23 protein-coding genes and 4 pseudogenes are annotated in these 25,915 nt (G+C 57.5%); 11 read left to right on the top strand and 16 right to left on the bottom strand.

The window, feature by feature from the left end; all coding sequences use genetic code 11:
* Positions 1-19: 19 nt before the first annotated feature.
* On the bottom strand, positions 20-2,992 hold the full coding sequence (locus ACYZTM_RS19125; RefSeq protein WP_461984068.1) for a Tc toxin subunit A: 2,973 nt from the start codon (positions 2,990-2,992) through the stop codon (positions 20-22).
* Positions 2,993-3,287: 295 nt separating this feature from the next.
* Between ACYZTM_RS19125 and ACYZTM_RS19130 the strand changes: the two genes are divergently transcribed.
* Entirely contained in the window at positions 3,288-3,533 is a 246-nt protein-coding gene (locus tag ACYZTM_RS19130) for a FitA-like ribbon-helix-helix domain-containing protein (protein WP_131060834.1), read from the top strand.
* Positions 3,530-3,949, top strand: a complete 420-nt coding sequence (locus ACYZTM_RS19135) for a type II toxin-antitoxin system VapC family toxin (RefSeq protein ID WP_131060833.1) — start codon at positions 3,530-3,532, stop codon at positions 3,947-3,949. The genes ACYZTM_RS19130 and ACYZTM_RS19135 overlap by 4 nt, the downstream gene beginning before the upstream one ends.
* A gap of 61 nt (positions 3,950-4,010) precedes the next feature.
* Here ACYZTM_RS19135 and ACYZTM_RS19140 read toward each other — a convergent pair whose 3' ends face one another.
* Together ACYZTM_RS19140 and ACYZTM_RS19145 are read right to left on the bottom strand one after the other, a co-directional pair.
* Complete coding sequence (locus ACYZTM_RS19140; RefSeq protein ID WP_447795471.1) at positions 4,011-4,874, bottom strand: methyl-accepting chemotaxis protein; 864 nt, start codon at positions 4,872-4,874, stop codon at positions 4,011-4,013.
* Between the two features lie 42 nt (positions 4,875-4,916).
* Positions 4,917-5,930: pseudogene (locus ACYZTM_RS19145) on the bottom strand (methyl-accepting chemotaxis protein); the annotation flags it as partial.
* A gap of 260 nt (positions 5,931-6,190) precedes the next feature.
* On the opposite strand from ACYZTM_RS19145, the gene pmrG reads away from it, so the two are divergent.
* Together pmrG and ACYZTM_RS19155 are read left to right on the top strand one after the other, a co-directional pair.
* Positions 6,191-6,862, top strand: a complete 672-nt coding sequence (gene pmrG, locus ACYZTM_RS19150; protein ID WP_131060831.1) for a lipopolysaccharide core heptose(II)-phosphate phosphatase PmrG — start codon at positions 6,191-6,193, stop codon at positions 6,860-6,862.
* A 26-nt stretch (positions 6,863-6,888) separates the two neighbouring features.
* Positions 6,889-7,752 (top strand): phosphatase PAP2 family protein, encoded by an 864-nt coding sequence (locus ACYZTM_RS19155; RefSeq protein WP_131060830.1) that lies wholly within the window; start codon positions 6,889-6,891, stop codon positions 7,750-7,752.
* Here the strand turns inward: ACYZTM_RS19155 and ACYZTM_RS19160 are convergent.
* From ACYZTM_RS19160 to ACYZTM_RS19185, 6 genes are all read right to left on the bottom strand, one after another.
* Positions 7,703-9,142, bottom strand: coding sequence for an ArnT family glycosyltransferase (locus tag ACYZTM_RS19160; protein WP_461984072.1), 1,440 nt, complete (start codon positions 9,140-9,142; stop codon positions 7,703-7,705). The genes ACYZTM_RS19155 and ACYZTM_RS19160 overlap by 50 nt on opposite strands.
* A gap of 84 nt (positions 9,143-9,226) precedes the next feature.
* Entirely contained in the window at positions 9,227-9,814 is a 588-nt protein-coding gene (gene rimJ, locus ACYZTM_RS19165) for a ribosomal protein S5-alanine N-acetyltransferase (protein ID WP_131060829.1), read from the bottom strand.
* Between the two features lie 57 nt (positions 9,815-9,871).
* The gene (locus tag ACYZTM_RS19170) at positions 9,872-10,894 is read right to left on the bottom strand and encodes a sensor histidine kinase (RefSeq protein ID WP_131060828.1); all 1,023 of its coding nucleotides are present in this window, start codon (positions 10,892-10,894) and stop codon (positions 9,872-9,874) included.
* 9 nt (positions 10,895-10,903) lie between these two features.
* Positions 10,904-12,361, bottom strand: a complete 1,458-nt coding sequence (locus tag ACYZTM_RS19175; RefSeq protein ID WP_131060827.1) for an ATPase domain-containing protein — start codon at positions 12,359-12,361, stop codon at positions 10,904-10,906.
* The gene (locus tag ACYZTM_RS19180) at positions 12,358-12,792 is read right to left on the bottom strand and encodes a hypothetical protein (protein WP_256656955.1); all 435 of its coding nucleotides are present in this window, start codon (positions 12,790-12,792) and stop codon (positions 12,358-12,360) included. Before ACYZTM_RS19180 ends, ACYZTM_RS19175 begins: the two co-directional genes overlap by 4 nt.
* Before the next feature lie 243 nt (positions 12,793-13,035).
* On the bottom strand, positions 13,036-14,442 hold the full coding sequence (locus ACYZTM_RS19185; protein ID WP_131060826.1) for a DUF2252 domain-containing protein: 1,407 nt from the start codon (positions 14,440-14,442) through the stop codon (positions 13,036-13,038).
* A 134-nt stretch (positions 14,443-14,576) separates the two neighbouring features.
* Here ACYZTM_RS19185 and ACYZTM_RS19190 point away from each other — a divergent pair, with 134 nt between their 5' ends.
* The 3 genes and pseudogenes from ACYZTM_RS19190 to ACYZTM_RS19200 all read left to right on the top strand — a co-directional run.
* Positions 14,577-15,488, top strand: a complete 912-nt coding sequence (locus tag ACYZTM_RS19190; RefSeq protein ID WP_461984076.1) for a YeeE/YedE thiosulfate transporter family protein — start codon at positions 14,577-14,579, stop codon at positions 15,486-15,488.
* A 58-nt stretch (positions 15,489-15,546) separates the two neighbouring features.
* Entirely contained in the window at positions 15,547-15,798 is a 252-nt protein-coding gene (locus tag ACYZTM_RS19195; protein ID WP_131060824.1) for a helix-turn-helix transcriptional regulator, read from the top strand.
* A pseudogene (locus ACYZTM_RS19200) lies at positions 15,795-16,220 on the top strand (HipA N-terminal domain-containing protein); the annotation flags it as partial. The gene ACYZTM_RS19195 and the pseudogene ACYZTM_RS19200, both read left to right, overlap by 4 nt.
* A gap of 126 nt (positions 16,221-16,346) precedes the next feature.
* Here ACYZTM_RS19200 and istB read toward each other — a convergent pair.
* On the bottom strand, positions 16,347-17,102 hold the full coding sequence (gene istB / locus ACYZTM_RS19205; protein ID WP_461984078.1) for an IS21-like element ISPsy14 family helper ATPase IstB: 756 nt from the start codon (positions 17,100-17,102) through the stop codon (positions 16,347-16,349).
* Between the two features lie 20 nt (positions 17,103-17,122).
* The gene (gene istA, locus ACYZTM_RS19210) at positions 17,123-18,637 is read right to left on the bottom strand and encodes an IS21 family transposase (RefSeq protein WP_461984080.1); all 1,515 of its coding nucleotides are present in this window, start codon (positions 18,635-18,637) and stop codon (positions 17,123-17,125) included.
* A gap of 202 nt (positions 18,638-18,839) precedes the next feature.
* On the opposite strand from istA, the pseudogene ACYZTM_RS19215 reads away from it, so the two are divergent.
* The 3 genes and pseudogenes from ACYZTM_RS19215 to ACYZTM_RS19225 all read left to right on the top strand — a co-directional run.
* Positions 18,840-19,541: pseudogene (locus ACYZTM_RS19215) on the top strand (HipA domain-containing protein); the annotation flags it as partial.
* A gap of 96 nt (positions 19,542-19,637) precedes the next feature.
* Entirely contained in the window at positions 19,638-20,207 is a 570-nt protein-coding gene (abiEi, locus tag ACYZTM_RS19220; protein WP_461984082.1) for a type IV toxin-antitoxin system AbiEi family antitoxin, read from the top strand.
* Positions 20,194-21,096, top strand: a complete 903-nt coding sequence (locus ACYZTM_RS19225; protein WP_461984084.1) for a nucleotidyl transferase AbiEii/AbiGii toxin family protein — start codon at positions 20,194-20,196, stop codon at positions 21,094-21,096. The genes abiEi and ACYZTM_RS19225 overlap by 14 nt, the downstream gene beginning before the upstream one ends.
* 53 nt (positions 21,097-21,149) lie before the next feature.
* Here the strand turns inward: ACYZTM_RS19225 and ACYZTM_RS19230 are convergent, their stop codons facing one another.
* The 5 genes and pseudogenes from ACYZTM_RS19230 to ACYZTM_RS19250 all read right to left on the bottom strand — a co-directional run bounded on the left by ACYZTM_RS19230 (position 21,150) and on the right by ACYZTM_RS19250 (position 24,701).
* Positions 21,150-21,404 carry a hypothetical protein gene (locus ACYZTM_RS19230; protein WP_438657976.1) on the bottom strand — a complete coding sequence of 85 codons (255 nt, stop codon included), beginning with the start codon at positions 21,402-21,404 and terminating at the stop codon, positions 21,150-21,152.
* Between the two features lie 35 nt (positions 21,405-21,439).
* A complete protein-coding gene (locus tag ACYZTM_RS19235; RefSeq protein WP_461984086.1) occupies positions 21,440-21,811 on the bottom strand; it encodes a DUF6124 family protein in 372 nt (123 codons plus the stop codon).
* A 385-nt stretch (positions 21,812-22,196) separates the two neighbouring features.
* Positions 22,197-23,120 (bottom strand): hypothetical protein, encoded by a 924-nt coding sequence (locus tag ACYZTM_RS19240; RefSeq protein ID WP_461984088.1) that lies wholly within the window; start codon positions 23,118-23,120, stop codon positions 22,197-22,199.
* 485 nt (positions 23,121-23,605) lie between these two features.
* Positions 23,606-24,049 (bottom strand): Panacea domain-containing protein, encoded by a 444-nt coding sequence (locus ACYZTM_RS19245; RefSeq protein WP_131060817.1) that lies wholly within the window; start codon positions 24,047-24,049, stop codon positions 23,606-23,608.
* 235 nt (positions 24,050-24,284) lie between these two features.
* A pseudogene (locus ACYZTM_RS19250) lies at positions 24,285-24,701 on the bottom strand (hydrolase).
* A gap of 247 nt (positions 24,702-24,948) precedes the next feature.
* Between ACYZTM_RS19250 and ACYZTM_RS19255 the strand changes: the two are divergent.
* Positions 24,949-25,881 (top strand): NAD-dependent epimerase/dehydratase family protein, encoded by a 933-nt coding sequence (locus tag ACYZTM_RS19255; protein ID WP_131060815.1) that lies wholly within the window; start codon positions 24,949-24,951, stop codon positions 25,879-25,881.
* The last annotated feature ends 34 nt before the right edge of the window (positions 25,882-25,915 follow it).

The following is a 25,915-nucleotide window of genomic DNA, read 5'->3' on the forward strand; positions in this document are numbered from 1 at the left end:
CTTGAGCATGTATCGACATTTATTGACTGGCCGCCATGATGGCTTCACCGACCGTTTTCCATTGCGCGGCCGAACTGTTGTTGTCGAGCGCCGCGGCACCGAGCAGCGCGGTCGTGCCAAGGCCGGTGGCTTTACAGACGCTGTGACAGCGCATGACCCAATCGATGTCCTTTATGGTTTGGGCCTTCCTGAACGGCAGATACGAGGTGAGCACGGTAACTTCTGCCGCTGCCCAGTTCAGGAGTTGGGCCAGACGCTCGTTGACAGCGCTTGTCTCGCGACCATAGAAATTGGCGAACTCCAAGTAGCTCAGCAGGTTTTCCTCTGGCTGCTGGTAAGTGCTCATGAAGTGGTTAAAGCGATCGAACAAGTACAAGGTTTTGAACGATAGCCTCAGTTGTCCATCCGGAGTGTCCAGCCAGCGGGCGGTGCTCAGAAGTGCGCGTAAAGCCTTGTTGCTCAACTGCAACCTAACAGCGGCTTCGGTGTGGCGCAGCAGCGTATGTAATGTGCGCGCAAGCTCGTGTGAGTCTTTTGAGTCCAGGGCCGCGTTAAGAATCTGATGAACTGAGGTTTTCGCCCATATCACTACGTCCTTTGCACAGTTCATGGGCAGGAGGAAAACTTCCTGCAAAAACGCTTCGATCAGATGCTGCTGACGATCATGGGCCAGTAAGAGAAGGTTCTTGAGTTTTTGCTTGCTGTCGTCTTTGAGTTTCAGATTCTTTCCGGGATCCTCGTCCAGTTTGACTGTTTCGTCATCGACGACTTTGTTCAATGCGTCGGTCAGCGTCTGCGGCACATTATGTTTGATCGTGGGGGCGAAATCTTTTACCAGCCCTCTGTCATCCAGCAGGGTGCTGGCCAACTTTGCTCGCCAATCAACTTTTTCCGACAATGCCAACGTCGCCAGCTCTTGTACGGTGACCACACGCTCGCGGGTATCTGCCATGAATTTGGTGAGGTATTGCTGCAAATCCCCCAATGGATAATCGGCGCTGGTCTGCAATTCAAGAACACGTTGCAGCATGGGGATGTCGTAGGCGGACTCTTTGATCCAGCGGGTTACCCAGTCCAGTTGCATCAGGACGTCGAGGAGGTTGTCGCCGGTTGCCAGACTTCTGGAAATGCTTTTCCCACCCAGTACATTTGCCAGCGTCGAACTTTCGCTGATCGAGACACCGAACATTCGCGCAATGCGTGCCTGGCGATAAATGGACGACAGCGTGAGCAAATCACACTTGAGCGAACCCAGGTGTTTCTGTGTATTTCTGACGACCCGCAATAGCGAGTCCTCTGTCAAAGGCAAGCCAAGGCTGATGCTCAAGTGTTGGAGAATGGTGTGAGAGGCGGGGTCTGAATTATCCGCCCGGAAGGCGCGACCATCGAGCTTCAACGGTGTGTCGAACACTCGGGTTTTATTGAACACCTTATCAAGCAGGGCGATGTTGTCGCCGGTCGCGCAGGGCGATACCTGGTGTAGCAGCGCGGCGAACTCTTGCGCCGTGATCGAGTACTTGCGATTCAGGTAACGATAAACACCGAGGGCCTGGATGGCATAACCGTCGAGTTGCATCTGGGCATTGCGTGGGCGCTTCGATTCAAATGCGCTGCACAGCAGGCTGTCCAGCTCGGAGAAAGTGAGGTTGAGCCAGCGCTGGAGGCGAATCATTCGATGCAGGCGTTCGAGTTGGTCCTCGGTCGCATTCGCGATTTTCCCGGGGCCTTTCTCTCTGTCCAGCGTCATGCTTTTTTCAGCGGCCACGAGCGGACCGTTTACATAACGGGCGCCATAGGGCTGGGGGTAAGGCGCCGATAATAAATAGTGCACAGATGTGTATGGCGTATGTTTGCCTTGCGCCAGCAATGCCTCCAGCTGCTCGGCTTTAAGTTCGGTTCGCTCAAGGAAGGTGTGTATTTTTTTCAGATCGGAAATGGATGCTGTGCCGTAGATCTTTTTCCAGTAATTGTCTTTTTGCTTGCTCTGTTCTTCGGGGGGGAACTCGGCGAACGCCGTATCTGTCAGGATTTTTTCCGCCCATGGAAGTTCTGTCAGCAGCGCCTGTTGTTGCGGGCCCAGCCCGGACATCAGCCGCTGAACTTGATTGGAGGAAGCGTTCTGCACCGTGCCAAACCGGGAGCCGTAGTAGTGCGTGACAGGAAGGTATTCGCTGGCGAGGTAATTCAGCTCTCCGAGCGTCGGTTTGTCCGCGCCCAGTCCCAGCAGGCATTGATGATGGAAAAACTCGTACGGAAGGGCAAAGGGGTAACACCGTTGCGCCAAAACGTCATAGGTCGATTTTCCCTGGTCCTCGGTGGTCTTCAGCGCGTCCTGAATATTTTGGTTGAGGATCGCATTGACGATCCCGAGCATCGGTTGCGCGGTCAAGGTGCTTTGCTGATCAATCGACAGATCAGCGAGATCCGGGCGGCGTTGTCCCAGCGTGATCCGGTTGGTTTTTTCTTCCGCCGTTGACGAGGCACTGGATTCCAGTTGCTGGGCAAACCGGTACAGCGCTCTGAGGTAGGCGACCGGTGAATCGATGGCGGCGATCGAATCGTTCTTGCATGCGTCGTCCCAGTTCTCTTTGAACAGATGGGTGTAGGTGGGGCCCTGTTTCTCGAGGGCGCGAATGCCCAACGGGTGCCACTGATCCTGCGCCGTTCCGTCCGACGTCCGCTGCTCCCGGTAAAGGTGGTTGATCTGCGCGGCGTAACATCTGGCGTCTTTGTAGAGTGTCCCGGTGTCGATGCTGGCGGCCTGCGTTTTGAGGCTCTCGTCATTGTTGATCGCGGTATCCAGACGATCCTTGAACTCGGCCGCGGTCATCCCGGCGATGTCGAATACCGAAGTGATGTTCAGCTTTTCTTTGAAGAGTGTTTCAAATGCTGACGATTCGCCCTCGGGAGCGAAGGCCTCGATCATTGTGTCGAGTATGGATTTATGGCTGTGCTCGGTGGTGGGATTGTTTTCCGAGGGGGTGTTGTCCATGGCGACGAGACTCCAGTCAGTGGAGACATCGACAATACGGAGTGACATGCGGAGGCGCTGTCAGCGCTTTCGTTTGACGAGGATCGGAAGTTTCGCCACATGGCAGGGGACTGGAGCTGTACGTATGTAGGACTACACCGTGGGGCAGCCAAGACAGGGACGTGACCCGTTATTTCGAAGTCGCCTTGGTTGTAAACCAAGGCGATGAAAGAAGACCGTTTGGCATCTGCATGACGTTTAGAGTCATTGAGTGTGTTAGCCTAAATCAATGATTTCATTGATTGCAGGAGGCCACATGGCCAGTATTACGATTAGAAACCTGGACGATCAGATAAAGGAGCAACTGCGGATCGCTGCCGCTCACAACGGGCACTCGATGGAGGAAGAGGCACGCCTGATTCTAGGTAGAGCCTTGGTCACGGTTAATCGTGCTGGAGGGCTTGGTAGTCGAATCCGCAACAGGTTCAGCGATAGCGGTGGAGTTGAGCTCGCTCTTCCTCCACGTGACGAGAAAGCGACAGCGGTGGATTTCTCCGAATGATAGTGCTCGATACCAACGTTCTTTCGGAATTCATGCGCGTCGAGCCCGATTCACAGGTCCTGGCCTGGGTCGATGCGCAACCGGCAATGGACCTGGCGATCAGCGCTATCACCGTGGCAGAAATTCTCCATGGGATTGCCCGGCTTCCGTTTGGCAAACGTAAACAAAAGCTTGAAGCACATGCGATGGCGATGTTTGAAGAGGACTTTGCCGGGCGGATTTTGCCTTTTGATGCCCATGCTGCCGTTGAATACGCGACGCTAGTCGCTGGCGGTGAAGCAGAGGGTAGAACGGCGTCGATGGCAGATGCGCAAATTGCCGCCATTTGTCGAAGTCATGGCGCCCCGATTGCCACCTGTAATGTTCGCGACTTCGCGTTTCCCGGGATTGAGGTGATCAATCCTTGGGAGGCCTGATGCCGTCGGTGGGCGCAAATTGATCATTCCCACGCGCCAGCGTGGGAATGAACAGACGGGATTAAACCCTGAAGTGGCTCACCATCATCTGCAACTGATTCCCCAACCGCGCCAGTTCAACACTGGACGCAGCGGTTTCGTCGCTGGCGGCGGCGGTCTGTTCTGACACGTCGCGCACGTTGATGATGCTGCGGCTGATTTCTTCGGCCACGGCGCTTTGTTGCTCGGCAGCGGCAGCGATCTGCTGGTTCATCGACTGGATGTTGGACACCGTGCGGGTGATGTTTTCCAGCGACACGCCAGCCTTGCGGGTCAGGGCGACGCTGCTGTCGGTCAGGGCGCGGCTGTTGTTCATCACGGTCGACACTTGTTGGGTGCCATTCTGCAGACCGGCCACCAGACCTTCGATTTCTTCGGTGGACTTCTGTGTGCGCTGGGCCAGGCCGCGGACTTCGTCGGCAACCACGGCAAAACCACGACCGGCTTCACCGGCACGCGCGGCTTCAATCGCAGCGTTGAGGGCCAGCAGGTTGGTCTGTTCGGCCACGGCCTTGATCACGTCCATGACGCTGCCGATCTTGTCGCTTTCCTGTTGCAGCACGCTCATGGCTTCGGTGGAGCGTGCTACTTCGGTGGCCAGACGTTCGATCTGGGCGATGGCTTCGTTGACCACTTTGTCGCCTTCGCGAGCTTCGCCGTCAGCGGCGGCTGCGGCCTGGGAGGCTTCTTCAGCGTTGCGTGCGACTTCCTGAACGGTGGCAGTCATCTCGTGCATGGCGGTGGCCACTTGATCGGTCTCGATCTTCTGGCTGTTGACGCCGGCGCTGGTTTGCTCGGTGACGGCAGACAATTCTTCAGCGGCGCTGGCGATCTGCGTGACACCGTCGCGGATGCCGCTGATCAAGTCACGCAGGGTCACGCCCATGCGCGCAATGCCTTGCTGCAACACGCCGAGTTCATCGCGGCGCGTCACTTTGACGTCCTGGGACAGGTCGCCGCTGGCGATGCGTTCGACCACGGCCAGAGTGTCGCGCAACGGGCCGGTGATCTGACGGGTGATGATCACGGCAGCAATGATGCCCACCAGCAACGCCAGCAACGTGCTGATCAGCTGCAGCGTACGTGCCTGGGCGCTTTCGACGTCACGACGATCGAGCTGGATCTGATACATCTCATCGCTCAGGGTTACGATGGCAGCGCCCTGGTCGGTCATTTCCTTGCGGGCCTGCACGGCATCGGTGTTGGCCGCTTTATAGGCGTGCAACGCACTGCGGTAGTTGCCTAGCGCGGTTTCCAGTTGACGCAGGGCGTCTTGCTGGGTCTCGGCAAAATGCACGTTGAGCGGTTTCAGGCTGGCAATCGCCGTATCCAGTTGGACAACAGCCTTTTGCTCGGTTTCGGCATTGGTGGTGGCGGTGTAGCCGCGCACTTCGTAGCGGGCCAGGATGAACGCTTCCTTGGCGGCGGTGACGGCCTGGAATTGTTCAAAACGCTGATCGCTCAGGGGCATTTGTTGCACGCGGGTGCTGATGGCGTCGATCAGCGTGCTGGCCGCTTCAGCATTGGCGGCCATGGCGTCGCGGGCGCTGTTGCCAGTGCGGTAAGCGCTGCGCATTTTGTTCAGCGACGTCTTGTAGGCGTCGATGTAGGTGCCTTGCTCTTTGAGCAGCTTGAGGTTTTCCGGGCTCTTGAACTTCGACAACAACGATTGTTGCTGAGCGGAAAAGGCGTCAAGGGTGGTCTGTACGTTCTGAGCGGCGGTTTCATCGCCGTTGGTCAGCATGTATTGCAGGCGAACCACACGAAGCTTGGTCAAGCCGGAGTTGAGCTGGGTGATGTCGCTCATCCAGTTACTGCGGTCAATCAACCCGCCCAGGCTCGTCCAGCCGGTCAGGGCCAGTACGCAGGTGAGTGCCAGGACCAAGCCGAATCCCAGGCCCAGTTTCATGTTCACGCTGATGTTGCCGAACCAGCTATTCATCAAATTCCTCCAGGAACGTTGCGCTTTCGATCGTCGGTTGGCTGGAAGATTGTTGTTTTTAGGTGCCAGCAAGGGTGTGTAGCAGGTCTTTATCGGCAGCAATCGCGAGAGCTGAAAGGATTTTGTCGGACAGATCTGTAACAAGGTTGTTGTGGGCGGCTTAAGCTTTTTTTCACATGGGTTTCACCGGCCGCCGACGCGCGCCTCTCTACCCTCGTGGCATCGAATGACAGTGATGCATGCGGGTGAGGCCGTTTGATGTGGAATTGAGACTGAATCTGTTCGGGATAAAACGCTCGATCAATCTGAGCGTTTTGGCCCGATATCGAAACACCGCGGTGGTGCTGGCCTCGGCGCTGCTGGTCATTCCATTGACCGTATGGCTGTTGCAGCCGGCCGCAGTGCCGGACCTGGCGCATGGCAATGTGGCGGGCGCACGAGCATTGGCCAAGGGTTGGGCCAAAGGCGACGTGATCGTGCTGGTACGCCACGTCGAGCGTTGCGATCACTCGAAAGCCGCTTGCCTGAGCGGCAGCGATGGCATTACCGACCGTTCGCGCAGCGTCGCAGTGAGTGTCGGTGCGCAGTTCGAGCAATTGGGGCTGGAAAAGGCCGATATCTACAACAGCCCCATGATTCGTACGTCACAGACGGCCAGCTACATGTTCAACAAGGTCGGTGTGGGCGAGGACTGGCTGATCAGCTGCAGGGGCACGATGCTGCGTGATGCCCTGGCGCACAAAGTGGCTGGTCGCAATCTGATTCTGGTGACCCATAGCGAATGCATGGCGCAACTCGAAAAAGACCTCAAGGTGTCGACCTCCACGCTCGGTTACGGCGCTTCTCTGTTTATCTCTGCCAAAACCGCTCAAGCACCGCGCATGCTGGGTTTCATCGAAGCCTCTGACTGGCGCTCGGTGACCTCCGAATGAGTATTTCCTCTGGATCAGGACACACCATGCTGACGTCTTCCCGCCACCGGTTTTATTGGGTGAATTTCGGCATCCCGCTGGCCTGCGCGGCCGTGGTTTTCCTGATGTTCGACATGACCAATATCGACATCGCCTTCAGTAATCTGCTGTTTGATCCCGTCGCCCAGATCTTTCCACTCGACAAGGTTCACTTCTTCGAGAAGCTCACCCACAAGTGGGCGCGCATCATTCCGAACTGGACCGCTGAAATCGCGTTGATCGGCGCGATGCTGTCGTTTGTCTGGCCGCTGACCAACACACAAAAGCATCCGCGTCTCGGCAGCTTTCTGGAACGCAGCAAAGCGGCGGCGGTGCTGCGATTTGCCTATGAGCATCGTCGGGATTTTCTGTTTGTGGTCTTCGCGTTTGCCATTTGCACCGGCGTGATCCATTTCCTCAAGGCGCACACCAGCGTGTACTGCCCGATTGAAACGACCCTCTACGGTGGGAAAATGGCCCATGTGGAGTGGTACAGCAACTTCCAGCTGTTCAAGGAAGCCGGTGATGGCCGTTGCTGGCCGGGCGGCCATGCTTCCGGCGGCTTCACCATGCTCGCGCTGTACTTCGTGGCTCGCCGCTACCGCTGGCGTTATTCCAAAGCGCTGATGTACGGCGCGTTGCTGCTCGGTTTCGTCTACGGCACGACGCGGGTTCTGCAAGGCTGGCACTACATGTCCCACACCTTCTGGGCCGGAATCTTCGTGTGGCTGGCGTGTTTGCTGACGGCGTTGGCGTTTTACGGCAGGGCGCGGCTGGAGGTGCCGGTGCTGCAAAAGGCTGACGCGCCGACCGCTGAGCCGCTTACTGATTTACAAAGTAGTAAGCCTGACGCCCCACCTTCATGGTCTTGAGGATTTTCAATGGCGCGGCCGGTTCGGTTTCACCGGACATGACCGCTACGTTGGAAGGTGACGCCGTCAGAAACTCATGCAGTTGCGCCTCGGTGTCCAGGCCCTTGAGCACGCGCTGGGTGTAGAACACGCTGGCGCCGCCCACCCGCTCGTTGGCCTGGAACAGGGCGACGTGTTGCCCGTTGGCCTGCATCGTCCGAATCTGCGCGGTCAATGGCAGGAACGACAGTTTGCGATCGGCATGGGGCAGTGCCCACTGAGCGGCGGGCAGGTAACTGCAGATCACCAACGCGAGGGCGCCAATCGCCACGCCGCGTCGATGCCGTGCGATGCGCCCCCAAAAGTTGGAAGCCCCTTCGCTTACCTTCAACCGGTGGAACAGGACGTTCGCATATTCCGCGGCTATCACCGCCGCCGCTGGGGTCATCGACATGAGATACACCGTGCGCTTGCTCGACGCCAACGTCAGCATCACAAACTGCGCCACGATCCACAGCGTGAAAAACAGCAAGTAACGATTGGCCATCAGGCTTTTTCGGAAATGCCACAACCCCAAGTACACCAGAATATTCCATGGCAGAAACGCTTGGGGCAGCTTGGCCAGGTAGTAGTAGAACGGTTCGTAATGCCCGGCCTCGACGAAGGATCCGCTGAAGCGCCCGACGCTGTTGGTCAGCAGCACTTCCCCCACGGCCTGCGCGCCACCGCGCTGATACAGCACGGCGACCCAGATCATCAGCGGGATCAATCCCGCAAGCGTCAGTAAACCGGGGCGAAGCCAGTCCGAGAGCTTCAGGCGCTTGTCGATCAAGGTTTCGACCAGCAGATACGCGAAGATCACCACGCCCGGCATCGCCAGGCCCAGCACGCTTTTGCTCAATGTGGCGATGGCGATTCCCGAGGCAAACAGCAGCGCGTTGCCGAGCGTCGACAGTCGTTGCCCCTGAAAGAACGACAGCAGCGCCATGGTCACGCCGAGGGCAAGCAGCGCGTCCTCACCGACGCCGCGCACGTTGCTCCAGTAACTGGCCATGGTTGCTAGCAGGATGCCCGCCGTCCAGGCAATCGCCTTGGGCCGGCCGAACCGCCGCAGCATCGCGTACAACAGCATCACGCTGAACAATCCGGTGAACGCCGATGCCAGTCGCACCGCCCACGGCGTACCGCCGAATGCGCGGATGGCGCCGGCATCCAGCCACAAGCTCAAGGGTGGTTTTTCCAGAAAAGGTTCGCCGAACAAACGTGGCGTCACCCAGTCGTTATCCAGGTGCATTTGCAAGGCGATCCCGGCAACCCTGGCTTCAGTGGAACCTTGCAGTTGATGATTGCCCAAGGCAAAGAAAAACAGCACAGCGGCAAGCAGAAACAGTGAAGTGGCGGGACGCGACATAGACTTCTGGCAACCGAGGAGGTAGACCGGGAAGCTCGAGCATACGGGGCGAATGCTTAACGAATTGTGAACGGCCTGCGAGTATTACGAGAGACGTCTGGACCAGCGCTGCTCCGGGGCTTCAAAGCGGTCATTGATCAACGCCGTCAACACATGATCCTGCCAGCGCCCGGCGATACTCAGGTAGGCCTTGGCATAGCCCTCACGTTCAAATCCCAGGCGCTCCAGCAAACGTGCACTGCGCTCATTGCCGGGGATGTAATTGGCCATGATCCGGTGCAGTTTCTGCTCATCGAACATGTAGCCGATGCCCGCTTCCAGTGCTTCCTGCATCAGGCCCTGGCCCTGATGGGATTCGTCGATGTGGTAACCGAGATAGCAGGCCTGAAACGCCCCGCGAGTGATACCGCTGAAGTTGCAGGCGCCGATCATCTGGCCGTTGTCCGGGTCCAGCAGCGCGAAATGCACTGCCAGGCCCGCCAGCAAAGCGCTGGCTTGCACCTCAAGGCGCGGACGGATGTTTTCAGGGCTGTGGTAATCGGTAGGGCGAATCGGCGACCACCGGGCGAGGTGCCTTTGGTTGCGTCGGTAGAAGTCGCTTTCCAGTGCCGCCTGTTCAGGTTCGAGCACCGCCAGCGTCAAGCGTTTACAGGGCAGGGACAACAACGGCATAGGGCGCTCCGGTTCGTGGGGATCGTAGCGCAAGCATTACGTGGCCAACAGGAAAACTCAAACCGCCAACGGCAACGTCACGATAAAGGTGCTGCCTTTGCCGTCGCCGTCGCTCCTGCCGATCACCCTGCCGCCATGGGCTTCCACCAGTTCGCGAACGACCGTCAGGCCAATGCCAAGGCCTGCACCGTTGAAACCGACGGCGTGAACGTCTTGCACAAACGGTTCGAAGATAAACGGCAGGGCTTGAGCCGAAATGCCGATGCCGTCATCGCAAATGCTCATCTCCAGCACGTTGTCCCTGGTCGTGACCGACAGCGTGACATGGCCTTGCGCGGGTGTGTACTTGGCCGCATTGCCCAGCAGGTTGCCGAGGATCTGCGTGAGCCGCACCGGGTCGCCGTTCACCGACAGCGCGCACATGGGCAGTTCGGCGGTGAAGTGCAGGTGTCGGGTGTTCATCACCGGGCGGCACACATCGATGGCCTCGTGGATGATCTGCACCATGTCGACGATCCGGCAATCGAGGCGCAGCTTGCCGGTGCTGGCGCGGGACACGTCGAGCAGGTCATCCACCAGTCGCGTCATGTGCTGCACCTGGCTCTCGATTAACGCCTGCATGCGCGGCAGCTCTTCACTGGGCACTCGCACCAGCCGGCCGGCGATCATGCTGATGGGCGTCAGCGGGTTGCGCAGTTCATGGGCGACCAGCGTGAGGAGGTTGCGTTGCTGCGCCAGCATATGTTCTGCCGAGGCTTGCAGGTTTTGCGCGCTGAGGGCCGCAATCACCAATTGCGCGTTGGCCTCGCGCATTTCCAGAAACAGCCGCTGCTCTTCTTGCGAGCGTTGGGGTTTTTCCGCATCCGATTGCGCCAGCAGAATGGCCAGCACCAATTGCTGATTGGCCTCGACCAATTGCTCGATTTGCTGGGCATCCACCAGCCGGTTGTTGGTATCGCTCAATTCTTTTTTCAGCGCCGCCAGCACCGCGCGCGCTTCGACGGTTTTCTGGCCGAGCAGGAACAACTCGCGAGCGGCCGAGGCCATCGTTTGCGCGTTCGTGCCATTGGCCTCAGTCATAGTCTTGGTTTACACCTCGTCCTTGCTGACCTGCCGGGTTGGCCGGCCTCCCAGTAATCCTTCCTGATCCGGTAACATTTCGCCGATCTGCAGGCCGTTATTGTCGATGCGGTACAGGCGCAACTCATCGGAGTGGGCGCTGGCCCGAACCTTGACCACCGCCATGATGCGCAACAAACGGCTCTGCACTTCAATATAGCGCTGGACGATAATTGCGTCGGTGAGAAACGCCGTGCCGTAGGGGCTGAAGCGCAGGTCGGTGTAGCGGTCTTCCAGTTCCGAGGTCAGCAACACACTGACTCCGATGCTGGTCAGTGCAGTGACCATGCGCGACAGCGATTCGCGAAAGTCTTCGCGGAAGGTGGGTGCCAGCGCCAGTTCGAAACCCGACAATGAATCGATCACCACACGGGTGGCTTTCAGTCGGCTGATCTCGCTGAGCAGTAAATGCACGATTTCGTCGATGGACAGGTCCGGCGCACGGCTGTCCACCAGGCCGACTTGTCCGCTCTCAATCAGTCCCGCCAGGGTTGTGTTCTGGGTGTGATTCGGCCGCTGTTCAAACACCGCGATCACGCCGGTTTCGCCATTGCGCGCGCCTTCGGCCAGGAAGGTTGACGCCAGAATGCTTTTGCCCGAGCCCGACGGTCCGGCCACCAACAAGGAATAACCCCGGGGCAGGCCGCCGCCGAGCATTTCATCGAGTTGCGGCACGCCCATTTTCAGGCGTTTTCTCGGGAATTCCAGCGGTGCTTCAACCGGGTTGGCGGAGGCAGGTGCAAAGACCTTGATCCCGGACGTAGCAATACGGAAGGTATGCAGCCCCGGCAACGTCGGCTGGCCGCGCATCTTCATGATTTCCATCTTGCGCACCATGGAATTGCGCTGAACGCTCTGGCGCAGCCAGATCAGGCCATCGGCCACGGTGAATATCGGGTTGGTGTCGGTTTCGGTGAAGTATTCGCCGATCAGAAAGGTCGTCGCCTGCCAGGTGGTCATCAACATGCCCAGTTGCTGAACGAACTGCGGCAGGTTGTTGTTGGGGTTGTCCTGGGTCTGACTGGCCAGTACCACGGAGCGGAACGAATCGACGAACACCAGCCCCGGAGAGTGAGCCTCCACCTCGCTGACGATGCGCCGCAACACCTCGTCCAGATTCCCCGCCAGGGTGTCGTCGGCCAGGTTGATGTAGCGAATCGAATGGTTGATCGCTTCGCTGTCGAAAAAATCGAATTGCTGCTGATAGCGCAGCATCTTCAGCGGCGGCTCTCCCAGCACGGTAAAAAACAGCGCCGGGCGCTCAGGTGTCGCCAGGGCGAACATCATCTGATGCGCAAGGGTGGTTTTGCCACAGCCAGGCGGGCCGGCGATCAGGTTGAACGAAAACTCCGGTAATCCCCCGCCCAGCACCTCGTCCAGTCCTGGCACGCCGGTGGCCAGGCGGTTGATAGTCACTTTGGTGCTCATGGCGAATTTTCCTGCGAAGGGGTGTCGCTCAAAGAAGGTTCCCACATGCCACGAAGCAAGCGTTCGGTAAGCGAGGGCCCGATGAGCGTGGTCAGCAGCTCGTAAAACGTAGTCAGCAACACTTCACCGAAAAACAGCGCATCGGCGTCGTTTTGCTCAACGATTACGGACTTGAGGGCAGTCAGCTCCATGCCGGCTGGCACTTTGTCGTAGGTGCCGGCTAAACGCGGATGAGTAGAGGCGCACAGGTGGAGGCTGCGGCGATAAAGCGCGGCAACTCCCTGCGGGCCGATGATGGGCGTGAGGGCTACATCCATATCCTGCAAGGTTGAAATGATCGCCTGCGCGATCCTTGCGATGTCAGCATTGGGGCCAACACGGTGCGCCAGAGAAGCTACGATCTGGCGGCTCTCTTCGCTTAGCGTGGACATGGCTAACTGATATCTGATGGACAGACATCCATGCTACACCCAATAAAGCGGCCGGGTGTGATTTGCATCAGGGCGCAGGGTTTTGAATGACAACCTGAAGGTAATCAATCAAAAGGCAAAAAAAAAGCCCGCGGGAGGGCGGGCAAACCGTAGTTTCTTGAATGAGCGAGCGCACTTTAACGGTTGGAGAGGGGCGATGGGGTGAAGAAAAATTTATGTGGAGGGGGACCTCCGGGTTAGCGCCTACGGCAAATGGTCAGCCGCGAAATCAGCCTCCGAACGTGCCCGCAACCGGCCCTTGCGGCAGGCCTGCTGGAAGCGTTCGAAGTCGCGCTCATTCTGTTTGGCGTAGCTATTCGCATACTTGAACAGCGCGTCGGCCAGAGCATCGCTTTTACCGATGTATCCGCTGATCTGCGCGGCCTGCCCGGATGATTTGGCATGTGCGCGGGCGAGGGCGCGACCACAGACGCGTCCATACTCCGCGAAGGTGTCCGCATCGAAGGTCTCGAGTTCGGCCGAGATTTTCATGTCGCGCAACTGCCTCACATAGAAGTGTCGACCGCTGGGGCCGGTGGTCCAACCGAGGAACAGATCACTGGCCGCCTGCATCAGCCGTTGACCATCGACCACCCGCTGACCGTTGTGCCGCTCTTTTGATTTTGTCTTCACGTAATTGGCCAGCACCGAGCGCCGTGCTTCCTTGAATTGGAGAAACAGCGGGAATTCCTGATCGTCAGTCAGCAGAGCCACCAGGCAACGAGTGCCGACGCTGCCCACACCCACCACTTTGAAGGCCATGTCCTGAATATGAAAACGTGAAAACAACGCTCGTCGGTCAGCCTGCAGCGTGCCTGGATACTCGCGCATGAAGGCGTCGTAGATCGGCCGCCAATCCGAGAGGCGCAGCCAGTCATCGTCGGCGTCCAGCAGCGTGGTGCTTTTGTGCAGGTGGAAAATTTCCGGCAGATCATCACGAATAGTCAGACGACCATGCGCGTCACGCTCGCTGATTTTCGGCAGCAGTTCAGCATGGGAGCGACCTTCGGCTTTTTCGATGGCGCGTTCGATATGCTCGAGCGTTTTTTTGTTCGCCTGCTTGCGCAGGTCGTCGTAACGGATGGACTCGTACCAGGTTTCCAGAGCGCTTTGTTCGGCGCACTCAAGCATCGTTTCCTGATAGGCGCCGACCGCTTCGCGGCAGACCGTTTCTACGACTGTTTCGCTATGACGCAAGTCGCGGGCGGCCACCACGATACTTGCCACCAGCCGTTTAACGTCCCACTCCCATGGGCCGGGATGGGCCTCGTCGAAGTCGTGGACGCTGAACAGCAGATTGCGTTCGGGCGTGGCGAAACCGCCGAAGTTCATCAGGTGGGAGTCGCCGCAGATGGGCGATGTCAGCCCCATGTTCGGTGTGGTGGCCAGGTCGTGGGCCTGCAAAAGTGCGTTGCCGCGATAGAAGGTGAAGGGGGAATCGAGCATTCGACCGTAGCGTAATTCGACCAGGGATTTGATCCGGCCTTCGCTCGACGCTTTGATCAGCGGGAGCGGGTCGCGGGTTGTCTTTCCCGTTGACGCTTGAGCATTGCGGGGGCAGTTCTTGCGAGCATCCTTGCCTTGCTTCAAGCGGTCTTTGAGGGTGGTCATGGGGGCTCTTTGGGTGGTGGGGCGTATGCGGGTTTAGTGTAGAAGGCCTTCGCGGGTTCACCCGAAGTTTGGTCTGTGGCTGATCTATTCTTCAGGAACCTGTTCGATGTCTGGGTCCGGAAACAAGGAGGCCTGTGCTTTCACTGCTGATTTCGCTGCTGCTGGCCTTCCTCATCGGTTGGGTATCCCAGCGCATGGGCATGTGTCTGGTCAATGCCACCGGGTTATTGCTCAGGCGCCGGCCGACACTGTTTGTGTCGCTCATCTCTTGCGGTCTGTTCGGCCTGTTACTGGCACCGTTTTACCGGTTGTTTGGTGTCAGTCTGCCGTTGTTCGTTCCTGACGTCGGCTACGGGTCGCTGGTCGGCATCGCCTCGGTGCTCAACGACGGTTGCAGCGTCGGCACCCTCACCAAGCTCGCCAGCGGCAACCTCAGCAAAGCCTTCACGATTGTTGGCTGGGTGGTGGGGATCGTCCTCTGGTATCACCTGAACCTGCTGACCGAACACAAAACCCTGCAAATGCCGACGATCTCCAGCCACCAATACTGGCTGACCATCGTCATCGTGCTGATGGCCCTACTCTTCCTGATCCGCGTTCACGGCGACAAACACCTGGTGCTGTCCAGCATGCTCCTGGGCGCCTTGACCAGCGCCCTCTACACCTTCGAACCGCTGTGGACCCCGAGCGTGTTCTTTTACAACCTCTCGCAGATGTTCTGGGCCTCGGGCGACAGCTCGTTGACCAGCCAGCGCGTGGCGGTGTTCGTCATGCTCTTGGTGGGAATGCTCAGTCACACGCTGCATCGACGGACGTTCAACTATCAGCGGTTTGAATGGAGGGTCGCGGGGGAGCATTTACTGGCCGGGGTGCTAATGGGGATTGGTGCGTCGATGATGCTGGGTGGAAATGATTCGCAGATTTTGCTGGTATTTCCGACGATGACTTGGGTGGGCGCGGTGCCGTTGGGGGCGATTGTATTGGGGATGTTGGTGGGGATTGGTGTGAAGCAGGTGAGGGGGCGGATCCGTGAAACTAGAAGTTGAGTTGGCATTAATGTGCGGTATACATTACATTTGGCTTTCAATGTTGCGGTAACTATACATGGATTACGCTCTGCTAATTTCCCGCCTCGGCAACCAAATACGCGAAAAGCGTATGAATCGTGGCCTGACGCAAGCTCAGCTTGCCGAGCTTGCAGGACTGACACGACACAAAATCATTGCCGTAGAGAAGGGGACCCTTTCTGTAGGAATGATCGCCTATGCGCGAATTCTGGCAGCGCTGGATTGCGAATTAGCGGTCATTCCGGCGGCTATGCCGACGCTTGAAGAGCTTGGGGGGCTGTTCGAATGAAAATGACTTCTCTTAAAGTCAGCACGCCAGAGGGGAGCAGCGGCAGCATCCTCACCAGCGCTGAGGATTTCCTGTTTCGCTATGACGAAGATGCATTGCCCCCCATGGCAATCAGTTTGTCGATGCCTGTACGCCCCGACGAGTTTCGCCGCCGAGACCTGCACCCGATTTTCCAGATGAACCTGCCGGAAGGTTATGTCCTGGAGCAATTACGCAATCGCTTGGCTAAAACCGTGAACGTCGATCCGATGCTGTTGTTGGCATTGTCTGGTAGCAGTTCGCCAATCGGTCGGGTTCAGGTGCATTCAGAAACGGTCGATTCTTTGCTTGCCGGACAGCAGTTTCCCGGGGAAAGGCTCGATGAGATTCTGACGTGGGACGGTACCGAAGATATCTTCTCTGACCTGCTCGATCGTTACATTGCGGATTCCACGACACTTGGACACTCAGCCCACGATCATTTGGACACTCGTTCCACGCTCACTTGGACACCTGATCCACGTCCACTTGGGCAGGCAGTCGGAGCGCAGCGACGCAGGCTTGCATTGTTAGTCTGAAGTCTCTGTCGCCGTCAATTTCGTTGCGCGTCTGCGCATCGATTCGCCCTTCAGTTCGATCCGATAAGCGTTGTGCACCAGCCGGTCGAGGATCGCATCGCCCAAGGTCGGATCGCCGATCAGTGCGTGCCATTTGTCCACTGGCATCTGGCTGGTCACTAGCGTCGAGCGGTTGCCGTAGCGGTCGTCCAGCAGTTCAAGCATGTCGCGCCGTTGCGCAGCGGTAAACGGCGCCAGGCCCCAGTCGTCCAGGATCAGCAAGTCGGTCTTGGCATAACCCGCCATCAGTTTCGCGAAGCGGCCGTCGCCGTGGGCCAGGCCTAGTTCTTCCATCAAGCGCGGCAAGCGCAGATAACGCACGCTGTAACCGTCGCGGCAGGCCTTATGAGCCAGCGCGCAGGCGAGCCAGGTTTTGCCTACGCCAGTTGGGCCGCCGATGATCAGGTTCAGGCCGTCGCGCAGCCACTGGCCGCTGCCCAGTTGCAGGATCAAGGCCTTGTCCAAGCCACGCGGACTGCGATAGTCGATGTCTTCCAGGCAGGCGTTATGGCGCAGTCGTGCGGCCTTGAGGCGAGTAGTCAGGCGGGCGTCTTCGCGCTCGGTCAGCTCGCGGTCGACCATCAGACCGAAGCGTTCGTCGAAGCTGAGATCGTTGATGTCAGGCGTTGCGTGTTGTTCGCCAAGCGCCTTGATCATGCCGTGCAGGCGCAGGGTTTGCAGCTTGTCGAGTGTCGGGTTGGGCAGCATTTTGGTGCTCCTTTTTCAGGTCAGTGGTAGTAGCCAGGGCCGCGCAGGTTGATGTGTTCTTCAGGCAGTAACGGCAGGTTTTGCTGGGCCAGCGGCAGCCGTTCCAGCCCTTGGCGCAGGATCGATTCAAGGCTTTTGTAGCTGCACGCGCCCAGTGCCAGCGCTCGCTGGCAAGCGGCTTCCAGCCGCTCTTCGCCGTGCTGTTTGCTCAGGCGCAGGATGCCCAGGCAGGCGCGGAAGCCGTGCTGCGGATGGATCCGGCGTTCGAGGATGTAGGCGATGACGCCGGCCGTATTCGGGCCTGTCTGCTCTGCCCAGTGGATCAGTCGCTGGGGCGTCCATTCGGCGTGTTCGCGGTGACTTTTGGGCATGTGCTCAGTTTGGGTGGTGTGGCGGCCTTTATGTGCTGAGCGCAGATGGCTGGCCACGCGCTGGTTGGCGTGGAAGCACTCGACGGTTTGCGCAGTCAGCCGCACTTCGAGTTGGTGCTTCACCAGCTGATACGGCACCGAGTAGTAATGGCCGTCGACCTCGACGTGGTAGTCGATGTGTACCCGCACCTTTTTCCATTCGGCGTAGACATAAGGATGCGCTGGCAGCGATTGCAGTGCGGGTTGGTCGATGGTCTCGAAGGCCGAGCGGCGTGAGCCGGGCAGCTTCTTGAAGGGCTTCTGATTGAGGCGATCCAGCAGCAGCGCGATGGCTGTGTTGAGTTCGCCCAGCGAGAAGAACTGGCGGTTGCGCAGCACCGCCAGGATCCAGCGCTCGACCACCTGGACGCCGACTTCAACCTTGGCTTTGTCCCGAGGTTTGCGAGATCTGGCAGGCAACACGGCCACGCCGTAATGCTCGGCGAGGTCGCGGTAACTGGGGTTGATGTCGGGCTCGTAACGATGCGCTTTGGTAACGCCGCTGCGCAGATTGTCCGGTACCAGGATCTGCGATGTACCGCCGAGAAAGGCGAAGCAGCGCACGTGCGAGCCCAGCCAGTCGGGCAGTTTCTGCGACCAGGTGGCCTCGGCGAAGGTGTAGCTGGACGCGCCGAGGACGGCGACGAAGATCTGCGTTTGGCGGATCTCGCCGGTTCGCCGATCAATGACCGGCACGGTCTGGCCGGCGTAATCAACGAACAGCTTCTCGCCGGCACGGTGTTCCTGGCGCATGACCACGTCGACCTTGGCGGCCCAGAGGCGGTAGTGCTCGCAGAACCAGCTGTACTGGAAACCTTGCGGGTGGCTGAGCCGATACTCTTGCCAAAGCAGGGCCAGGGTGACGCCGGGGCGACGTAACTCGGCATGGACATGAGCCCAGTCCGGTATCGGACGTTGATCACTGGGCACCGTCGGCGCTGGCGGGAATAGACGTCGCTCCAGTTCGGCGTCCGACAACTGCGTGGGCCAAGTCAGCCCGCAAGCGTTGAAGCGGTGCAGGTAATTGCCGGCACTGCCGCTGCTAATGCGCAGGCTGGTAGCAATTTTGCGCACGGACAGGCCGGCGTCGAACTTTAGGCGTAGTACCTCTCGGATTTTACGCATGGATATACGCTCCACGACGACCTCTTCGCTTCGAGAAAAGAGGTCGATGGTAGTGAATAATCCTGCGTTGCTGCCTGCCTGAGCTTGGGTCGGATCAGTGAGAGATCACTGTCCAAGTGCTCGTGGAATGAGTGTCCAAGTCAGCGTGGAATCGCTGTCCAAGTGTTCGTGGACTGGGTGTCCAAGTGCGCATGGAATCCCCATCACCTCAAAAACCCCGGACTTGATCATCAAAAGTGGTCGAGATGAGTTTCCGGGTCTGGCGGTCAACGAGTTCATTTGCATGTCCATTGCCAAGGAAGCAGGTATTCCCGTTCCAGAGTTTTTCCTGTCCGATAATGCACAGCTGTTTGTCATGCGGCGCTTTGACCGAGATGATCAGCAAAACCCGATCGGTTTCGAAGACATGGCCGCGTTGATGGGGCTTTCGGCCGATCAGAAATACAGCAAGAGCTACGCGGCAATCGCCAAGGCGGTACGACTCTTCTGCCCCGCTAAACATCTGCGATCTTCCCTTGATCAACTGTTCGATAGCGTTGCCTTGAGCTGCATCGTCGGAAACGGTGACGCTCACCTGAAGAATTTTGGCTTGCTCTACTCGGAACCTACGCAACGCGATGCACGCTTGGCACCGGCTTACGACATCGTCAACACTACGGCCTATATCCCCGGGGATGTATTGGCGCTGGATCTTGCGGGTAACAAGTCTTTGTTTGCGTCTCGCCAAGGGTTGCTGGAGTTTGCAGGTACGTGTGAGATCGAACAGCCCAATGAACGTATTCAGAACTTGCTTACTGCGCTTGAAGTGGTGCTTGAACGTTACCCGCAGCATCGGGAGCGAGCACCTCATGTTGTGAGTGCCATTCAACAAGCGGCGGCGCCGTTTGCGCTGACGTTTGGGTAATGCTTGTTTCGGGTTACGGCCGAAAAAAGAATAATGGCTTTTTCAACGACTCAACAGTAAGTTACACAAAGTGAAACCTTCTGTAGAGTCATGGGTATGCATCCACACTCAAAATCCACCCAGCCAATGGGGCGGCTTCTCCAAAAACTGACCCGTCTGGCCAGCGAAGAACGCTACCTGTTCACTCCCAACGATCTCCGGGGAGTGGTGCCCGATATTTCCGAAGGTGCCTACAAAACCTTGTTGAGTCGCGCAGCCTCGGATGGTCATCTGACGCGAGTGTGTAGAGGGCTTTACCTGTTTGAGGCGGCCAAACCGTCCAGCGGATTGGTGCTGTTTCACGCCGCTGCCAGGCTACGTGCCAAGGAGTTCAACTACATCAGCCTTGAAACGGCATTGAGCGATAGCGGCGTCATCTCTCAGATCCCCATCAACTGGATCACGCTGATGTCTTCCGGTCGCAGCAGCACCCTTTCATGCGGGCGCTGGGGCACCATCGAGTTCGTGCACACCCGCCAGAAACCTCAGGACCTGGTTGGCCAGGTTCACTATGACGCGCGTTGCCGCCTATGGCGGGCAACACCGCAACAAGCATTGCGGGACATGAAGGCCGCGAAACGAAACATGGATTTGATCGATTGGAGCGTCGCCAATGAGTTTGTTTGATGAGCTGGTAGATGAAGCACTTAAAAACAAACAGGATCTGGCGCCATTGCGCGTCGTGGTGGAAAAGGAATTGCTGCACCACGACATCATGCTCGCACTGAGTTCTGCCGGCATGCTCGCCAAACTGACCTTCATCGGCGGAACCTGCTTGCGTGCCTGCTACGGCTCAAACCGCTTGAGCGAGGATCTGTATTTCACCGGTGGCGCTGACTTCAATCGCGAGAGTCTGACTGCGCTCGCTCACGTTCTTGTCTCAACGCTGAAAACCAAATATGGCCTTGAGGTTGAAGTCGGTGAGCCTGTCCGTGAGGAGGGGAATGTCGATACCTGGAAGCTGAAGGTTCAGACCCGGCCCGGGCGCAAAGACCTTCCGGCGCAGCGCATCAACATCGATGTGTGTTCCATTCCGAGTTATCAGCCACAACCCATGTTGCTGCTCAATCCATATGGCGTCGACATGGGCACGAGTGGCCTGATTTTGCAGGCAGAAACACGCGAAGAAATCTATGCCGACAAAATTGTGGCGTTCGCTCTGCGTCCTAACCGAATCAAGAACCGGGATCTCTGGGACATGGTCTGGCTGCGCCAGCAAGGTGTAACGCCGCAACTGAATTTGATTGGGAAGAAACTGAGCGATCATCACTGCGAACAGGATGAGTTCTTGACGCTATTCAAGGAGCGTTCGGAACTGCTCGACGCTGATCCGAAAGTTGTGCTCGAGTTTCGCAAGGAGATGAGTCGGTTCCTGCCAGGAGAACTGGCCGCGCAAACCGTTAATGAACCGGCGTTCTGGACGTTTTTGGTTGGGCATATACGTGAGTTGTATGTGACAACGGAGAACGCGTTGGCCGGAGCTGAGAGCGTTCCGGGTTTTGGTTTCAAGATGTAAAGTCCAGCAGTCATAAAAAATGGGCGATCTCAGTGAGGTCGCCCATTTTTTTTCTATGCCGAAACCTGCGCCTGCAATCGTCGGCCGACGACATCCATCAAATCGCAACCATCGCGCAGTGATGTCACCAACACTCGCGCCAATTCACTGTGAACCCCCTCGCTCACAGCAAAGCTCTCCAGCAATTGAGTCGCGGTGCGGATGCGGTAAGCCGCAGTTTCGTGCAGTACGTCCAGCGGTGCTTGGGTGTCGATCAACAGCGACGCGATGGTGCAGTCGATGCCGGTGACAGGCATGTATCGATCCATGACAAAACCTCCATTGGGTAAAAGAGCGCAACCACTCAGTGGTGGCTGGCGGACGGAACTTCGGACACGCCATCGGGCGGGTCGAGGTTGTCCAGCGCTCGGTTTACCAACAGTTCGGCCAGCACCGCCAACTGCTGAATCGCCAGTGCCACGTTGCGGCGCGAGCCTTCGAGATCGCAGGCGAGGTCGGTGGTCATGACGTTGAGTGAGGCCAGGGTTTCGCAGGCGTGAGTGAGCAGGGTTGGCGTGTCGACGTCGGGGAGGATGGTGAAGATGTGGCTGATGGGATCGGGGTGGTTTGGGTTACGGAGGCGGGCGCTGATGATGCGTTCGATGGTTTTGGCGAGATCCGATAAATCAGGAGACTCTGTTGCCGAGTCTGGCGGATTTGGGCTGTGTTTTTTCATGGTGTATCTCCGGTTTGCAAAGGGAGCTGCCATGCCCCTGCTGTCAAACAGGGAAGGGTGGCAGCCATACGCGGGTTGACAGACCGGCAAACCAGAAACCGGTGCATCCGAAGATGCCCCACGCACAGCCGCCATGAAAAAACTGCACACGCGCAAGGATGCCGTTTTATCAGGAAGAGTGAAAGTTTCTGGTTGTCAGCCTGTCAAAGCCGATCGCTGATTTGCAGCGACACCTGAAGGCTATCGACGCAGAACCGCTTCCGCCAGTTCATGAAAGTCGATACGAGTTGCGGGAAGTTTCCTAGGACAGGGACTACGGTCCTACAAAAATAAGTAGCTGCTCAGGGGGCATATCGATTTTGGTGTTATGCCTGATCTGATTTCCTCAATACTCCGTAACCCCATCCCCCCGCAAAACCCACCCAGCCTCCCCAGCCACCAACCGATACCGAACCTGCCGCATCTTCCCCGTCCTTCCCGCCCCAGCATCCGCACTCTCATAAACCGGAAACCGCCGCACCAACGTATTCTCCACCACAGCAAACTCATCCTCACCCTGATAACCCTCCGCTGCTTTCGCATTCTCACTAACGACCGGAAGATAAATCTCGCTCAGCGATTTCTTGCGATTGGCCGCATACGCAACCAGCTCCCCCGGCAACCCACGCCCAGGGGATCTGACGAAGACGTAAATCTCCGGCGAACCATCCTGATCAAGGTCCGCGACTTCCGCCCGGACGATGTTGCCGGTCAGCGACCGGGTGATATCCGAATTATCGACCTCAAGCCCATGAGGCGAGATGCGCACGGCAGGGTTTCCGTCGACCCATTCCCCGGTTACATGAAAACGAATGCCCTGCAATTCAAGCGTCTGGTCAAACGGCTGAGTGCTGTCCGAGGTATCAGAGGGGCTGAGGTTCAACGAAAGGCTGTAGTTCGCCACCTCATTTCGCCGTGCGGCATTGCGCATGAGGTACACCTGAACCGTGTATTCGCCGTCGACGGGCAACGGCCCCATGAAATGGTTGCCCATGATTGAGCCGTTAAACAGCGCATAGTCCGCGCCTTTGGCGATGATACTGAAGTAGGCAGACGTGTTGGAAGGCTTGAGGTCGACGGTCAGCATCTGGCCTGCCTTCGCACTCACACGGTATTGCGCAGTGAGCCGGCCCTGGATGGACTGTTTGATCTCGACGGCATCGGTGCCCTTGTCGAACGGGACCTGCTCGACACGAGGGGAGACCTCGGCGGCGGCCTGTACAGACATAGAAAGCATGGCAGCCAAGACGGCTATGAGCCCGATATTCATTTCATCTTCCCGAAAGAAAGGAGCGAGTTACTTTGGCGTAATACCTGACCCGATGAAAAGCTAATCAGCCGTGATCGTAAAGCGTAAATGCCCGATCTACCCAAAGAACATGGAAGATTCTACCGAACCGAAACCCCACCATCGGCGCCTTTCCAATTGCCCGAAAGGCGATGAGATGCACATCCTCTGTAACGACGAGTGGAACTGCAGACTTGAGGGAGGATCGATCGATTGTTTCGTAGCCCAGGCCGTGTCTTGGTGCTTGTCTGAGCTGCTGCCAAGTGAGCTGGCTTAGCACGCGAATTTTGCCAAGCACACCGCCGCGCTCTTCAGATGAGCAGTCACTGACGCAATAGCCTTGTTGCAAATACTCAAACGAGAAAACCGGAGGCTTCAAGTCCGGATTGTCGGCAGGTTCCGAGCGACCCCAAAACCTGACTTTGCTTTAGTGCTCTATCCTTGAGATGCCCCATCAGCCCACTTCCTTATTTGACTAATCCCTTGAAGAACGTGCGCATCTCTTCCACTGGAATCTCGAGGCTCACAGCACCAGGCTTGAAGTTGTTCTTCCATGGCGTTTCTTCATGGGTCAACTCTCGCAGGCGCCAAGCAGAGTACTGACCATAAATCTTCTGGACTTCGTTTAGCAGATCCATTTGTTCCGCAGAGAAAACGCTTGCATCGAAGTCGGCCGGGAAAGGAATGCTGCCACTGCCATGCTGCTTGTAGTGATGATAAACAGATGGCACAACCGGGCCATGAGTCCATGCCTCGATTTGATCGTCAAAAAGAGGTCTGTCGAAGACTGCGAGATGAAATCCTTGTGCGTAATACACAAGTTTTTGAAGCTTCAGGTTCGACACAAGATCGCCTGCATCTTCATTCGCTTGGGCGAGGAAAAATTTCGCTGCGTCGATAGAGCTGGCCATATGACCTCCTGGTCAAAGTCCTGTAAATGAACGTGTATAGCATAGCGATTGCTAAGCGGTCGCCGATTATCCGCTTGACTTGGGTGAAGTCAATTGAGCGGTCACTTGAGTCACCTTAGCTCTCGATCTGCTGTATGTAAATACAGTATTTTGTATCTGTGCAGCGCAGGACCAGGCGCCACAAAATCTAAAGGCGCGACACCTCATTTAATCTCACCGTGTGCTTAAAATGCTCCTAAAGCCTCACCCCCAACGCCCCCGTCCGATCCAGCGATGACCCCACCGTCAAATCCGTAATCAACGTCGGCTGCGACCCCGCATTAAACAATGCAAACCCTGTCGCAAGGCCCCAGGTCTCGGTCTGAAGCCCGCACACCAACACGCGATCGACCTTCAGTCTTTTAATACTCAATGGACTCAAGGGAAGGCGCATAAGCGTGCTTGATAAAGAAGCGATCCGCCTCGATCAGGCTGTCATCGTCCGAAGCAGGGTGCCATCCAAGTTGTTTCTCAAAGGGTGTTTTTGATCGTCGTGACGTTCAACAGTGGCGACGCTAGGCAGGCTGCCGATGATTTTCCGGATGCCGTCGATGAGCCATTGCGGTGGGGAAAAGCTGGGTTGGACGTCGATGATGAGGAGGACTTGAGACATGGCGAGAGTTCCGGTCTAGACGCAGTTTGACGGTCTGGAATGGCAATTGTATGACAGCCTGTAGTTAATAAATGTCGTCAAATAAGTGACGGTTTATAGGGCGAAATACCGCTCGGCGATAAATTAGACAAAGTATTGACAGTGCCCATTTGATCTCCCATTATCGGCCGCGTTTTGGTGGCCTTGCGCCATAAAATCGGCGGACTTTAACCACTCGTATCCGCTCTACTGTTCAGGGAGAGATTTCATGTTTGTTGAGCGAATACTGGTGACTGGCGGTGCAGGGTTCATTGGGTCGCACCTCGTGGAAGCGTTGCTGGGTAAAGGCTACAAAGTCCGCGTGCTGGATAATTTGTCGACCGGCAAGGTCAGCAATCTGCCGATGGATAATGCCAATCTGAGCCTGGTCATCGGTGATGTCGCCGACGGCGCCGTGGTAGCACAGGCCATGCGCGATTGCGGTGCTGTCGTTCACCTGGCGGCGGTGGCCTCGGTGCAAGCGTCGGTGGATGATCCGGTCAGTACCCACCAAAGCAACTTCGTCGGCACCCTCAACGTGTGCGAAAGCATGGTGAAGGCCGGGATCAAGCGCGTGGTATTCGCTTCCAGCGCGGCCATCTACGGCAACAATGGCGAAGGGACGGCGATTCACGAAGACACGCCAAAATCCCCGCTCACGCCGTATGCCAGCGACAAACTGGCGAGTGAGCAATACCTGGATTTCTATCGCCGCGAACATGGTCTGGAACCGATGATCTTTCGGTTCTTCAACATCTTCGGCCCACGCCAGGATCCTTCATCGCCGTACTCCGGCGTGATCAGCATCTTTACCAAGCTGGCCATGGCCGAGCAGTCGGTGGCGATTTTCGGTGACGGTGCGCAGACCCGCGACTTCGTCTATGTCCAGGACCTGGTTAGCATCCTCGTTCAGTCCCTGGAAGTCAGCGAACCGAGCCCCGGCGCGGTGAATGTTGGCCTGAGTCGTTCCACCAGCCTCAACGACCTGATCACTGAATTGTGCGCCGTCACCGGCAGCCCGCTGAAGGTGATTCATCACGCGCCACGTCAAGGCGACATTCGCCATTCGCGCGCCAACAACAGCCGCCTGCTCGAGCGTTTCACGCTCCCGGAACCGACCGCCATCGGCAAAGGCCTGGCGCAGCTTATCCGCAGCCTCTAACCCGGCCGGTTCTACTGTCCGACGTCCAAGCAGT

This window comes from Pseudomonas sp. MDT2-39-1, assembly GCF_054898085.1.

Bases quoted from the DNA above. Each gene is read 5' to 3' on its own strand.
- ACYZTM_RS19195 (WP_131060824.1), top strand. From the start codon at position 15,547: ATGGATTACGCTCTGCTAATTTCCCGCCTCGGCAACCAAATACGCGAA.
- ACYZTM_RS19155 (WP_131060830.1), top strand. From the start codon at position 6,889: ATGCTGACGTCTTCCCGCCACCGGTTTTATTGGGTGAATTTCGGCATC.
- ACYZTM_RS19140 (WP_447795471.1), bottom strand. From the start codon at position 4,874: ATGGGCGTGACCCTGCGTGACTTGATCAGCGGCATCCGCGACGGTGTC.
- abiEi (WP_461984082.1), top strand. From the start codon at position 19,638: ATGCATCCACACTCAAAATCCACCCAGCCAATGGGGCGGCTTCTCCAA.
- rimJ (WP_131060829.1), bottom strand. From the start codon at position 9,814: ATGCCGTTGTTGTCCCTGCCCTGTAAACGCTTGACGCTGGCGGTGCTC.
- ACYZTM_RS19235 (WP_461984086.1), bottom strand. From the start codon at position 21,811: ATGAAAAAACACAGCCCAAATCCGCCAGACTCGGCAACAGAGTCTCCT.
- ACYZTM_RS19255 (WP_131060815.1), top strand. From the start codon at position 24,949: ATGTTTGTTGAGCGAATACTGGTGACTGGCGGTGCAGGGTTCATTGGG.
- ACYZTM_RS19230 (WP_438657976.1), bottom strand. From the start codon at position 21,404: ATGGATCGATACATGCCTGTCACCGGCATCGACTGCACCATCGCGTCG.
- ACYZTM_RS19160 (WP_461984072.1), bottom strand. From the start codon at position 9,142: ATGTCGCGTCCCGCCACTTCACTGTTTCTGCTTGCCGCTGTGCTGTTT.
- ACYZTM_RS19245 (WP_131060817.1), bottom strand. From the start codon at position 24,049: ATGGCCAGCTCTATCGACGCAGCGAAATTTTTCCTCGCCCAAGCGAAT.
- ACYZTM_RS19130 (WP_131060834.1), top strand. From the start codon at position 3,288: ATGGCCAGTATTACGATTAGAAACCTGGACGATCAGATAAAGGAGCAA.
- ACYZTM_RS19225 (WP_461984084.1), top strand. From the start codon at position 20,194: ATGAGTTTGTTTGATGAGCTGGTAGATGAAGCACTTAAAAACAAACAG.
- ACYZTM_RS19185 (WP_131060826.1), bottom strand. From the start codon at position 14,442: ATGACCACCCTCAAAGACCGCTTGAAGCAAGGCAAGGATGCTCGCAAG.
- ACYZTM_RS19125 (WP_461984068.1), bottom strand. From the start codon at position 2,992: ATGGACAACACCCCCTCGGAAAACAATCCCACCACCGAGCACAGCCAT.
- ACYZTM_RS19240 (WP_461984088.1), bottom strand. From the start codon at position 23,120: ATGAATATCGGGCTCATAGCCGTCTTGGCTGCCATGCTTTCTATGTCT.
- ACYZTM_RS19135 (WP_131060833.1), top strand. From the start codon at position 3,530: ATGATAGTGCTCGATACCAACGTTCTTTCGGAATTCATGCGCGTCGAG.
- istB (WP_461984078.1), bottom strand. From the start codon at position 17,102: ATGCTGCCCAACCCGACACTCGACAAGCTGCAAACCCTGCGCCTGCAC.
- ACYZTM_RS19175 (WP_131060827.1), bottom strand. From the start codon at position 12,361: ATGAGCACCAAAGTGACTATCAACCGCCTGGCCACCGGCGTGCCAGGA.
- istA (WP_461984080.1), bottom strand. From the start codon at position 18,637: ATGCGTAAAATCCGAGAGGTACTACGCCTAAAGTTCGACGCCGGCCTG.
- ACYZTM_RS19170 (WP_131060828.1), bottom strand. From the start codon at position 10,894: ATGACTGAGGCCAATGGCACGAACGCGCAAACGATGGCCTCGGCCGCT.
- ACYZTM_RS19180 (WP_256656955.1), bottom strand. From the start codon at position 12,792: ATGTCCACGCTAAGCGAAGAGAGCCGCCAGATCGTAGCTTCTCTGGCG.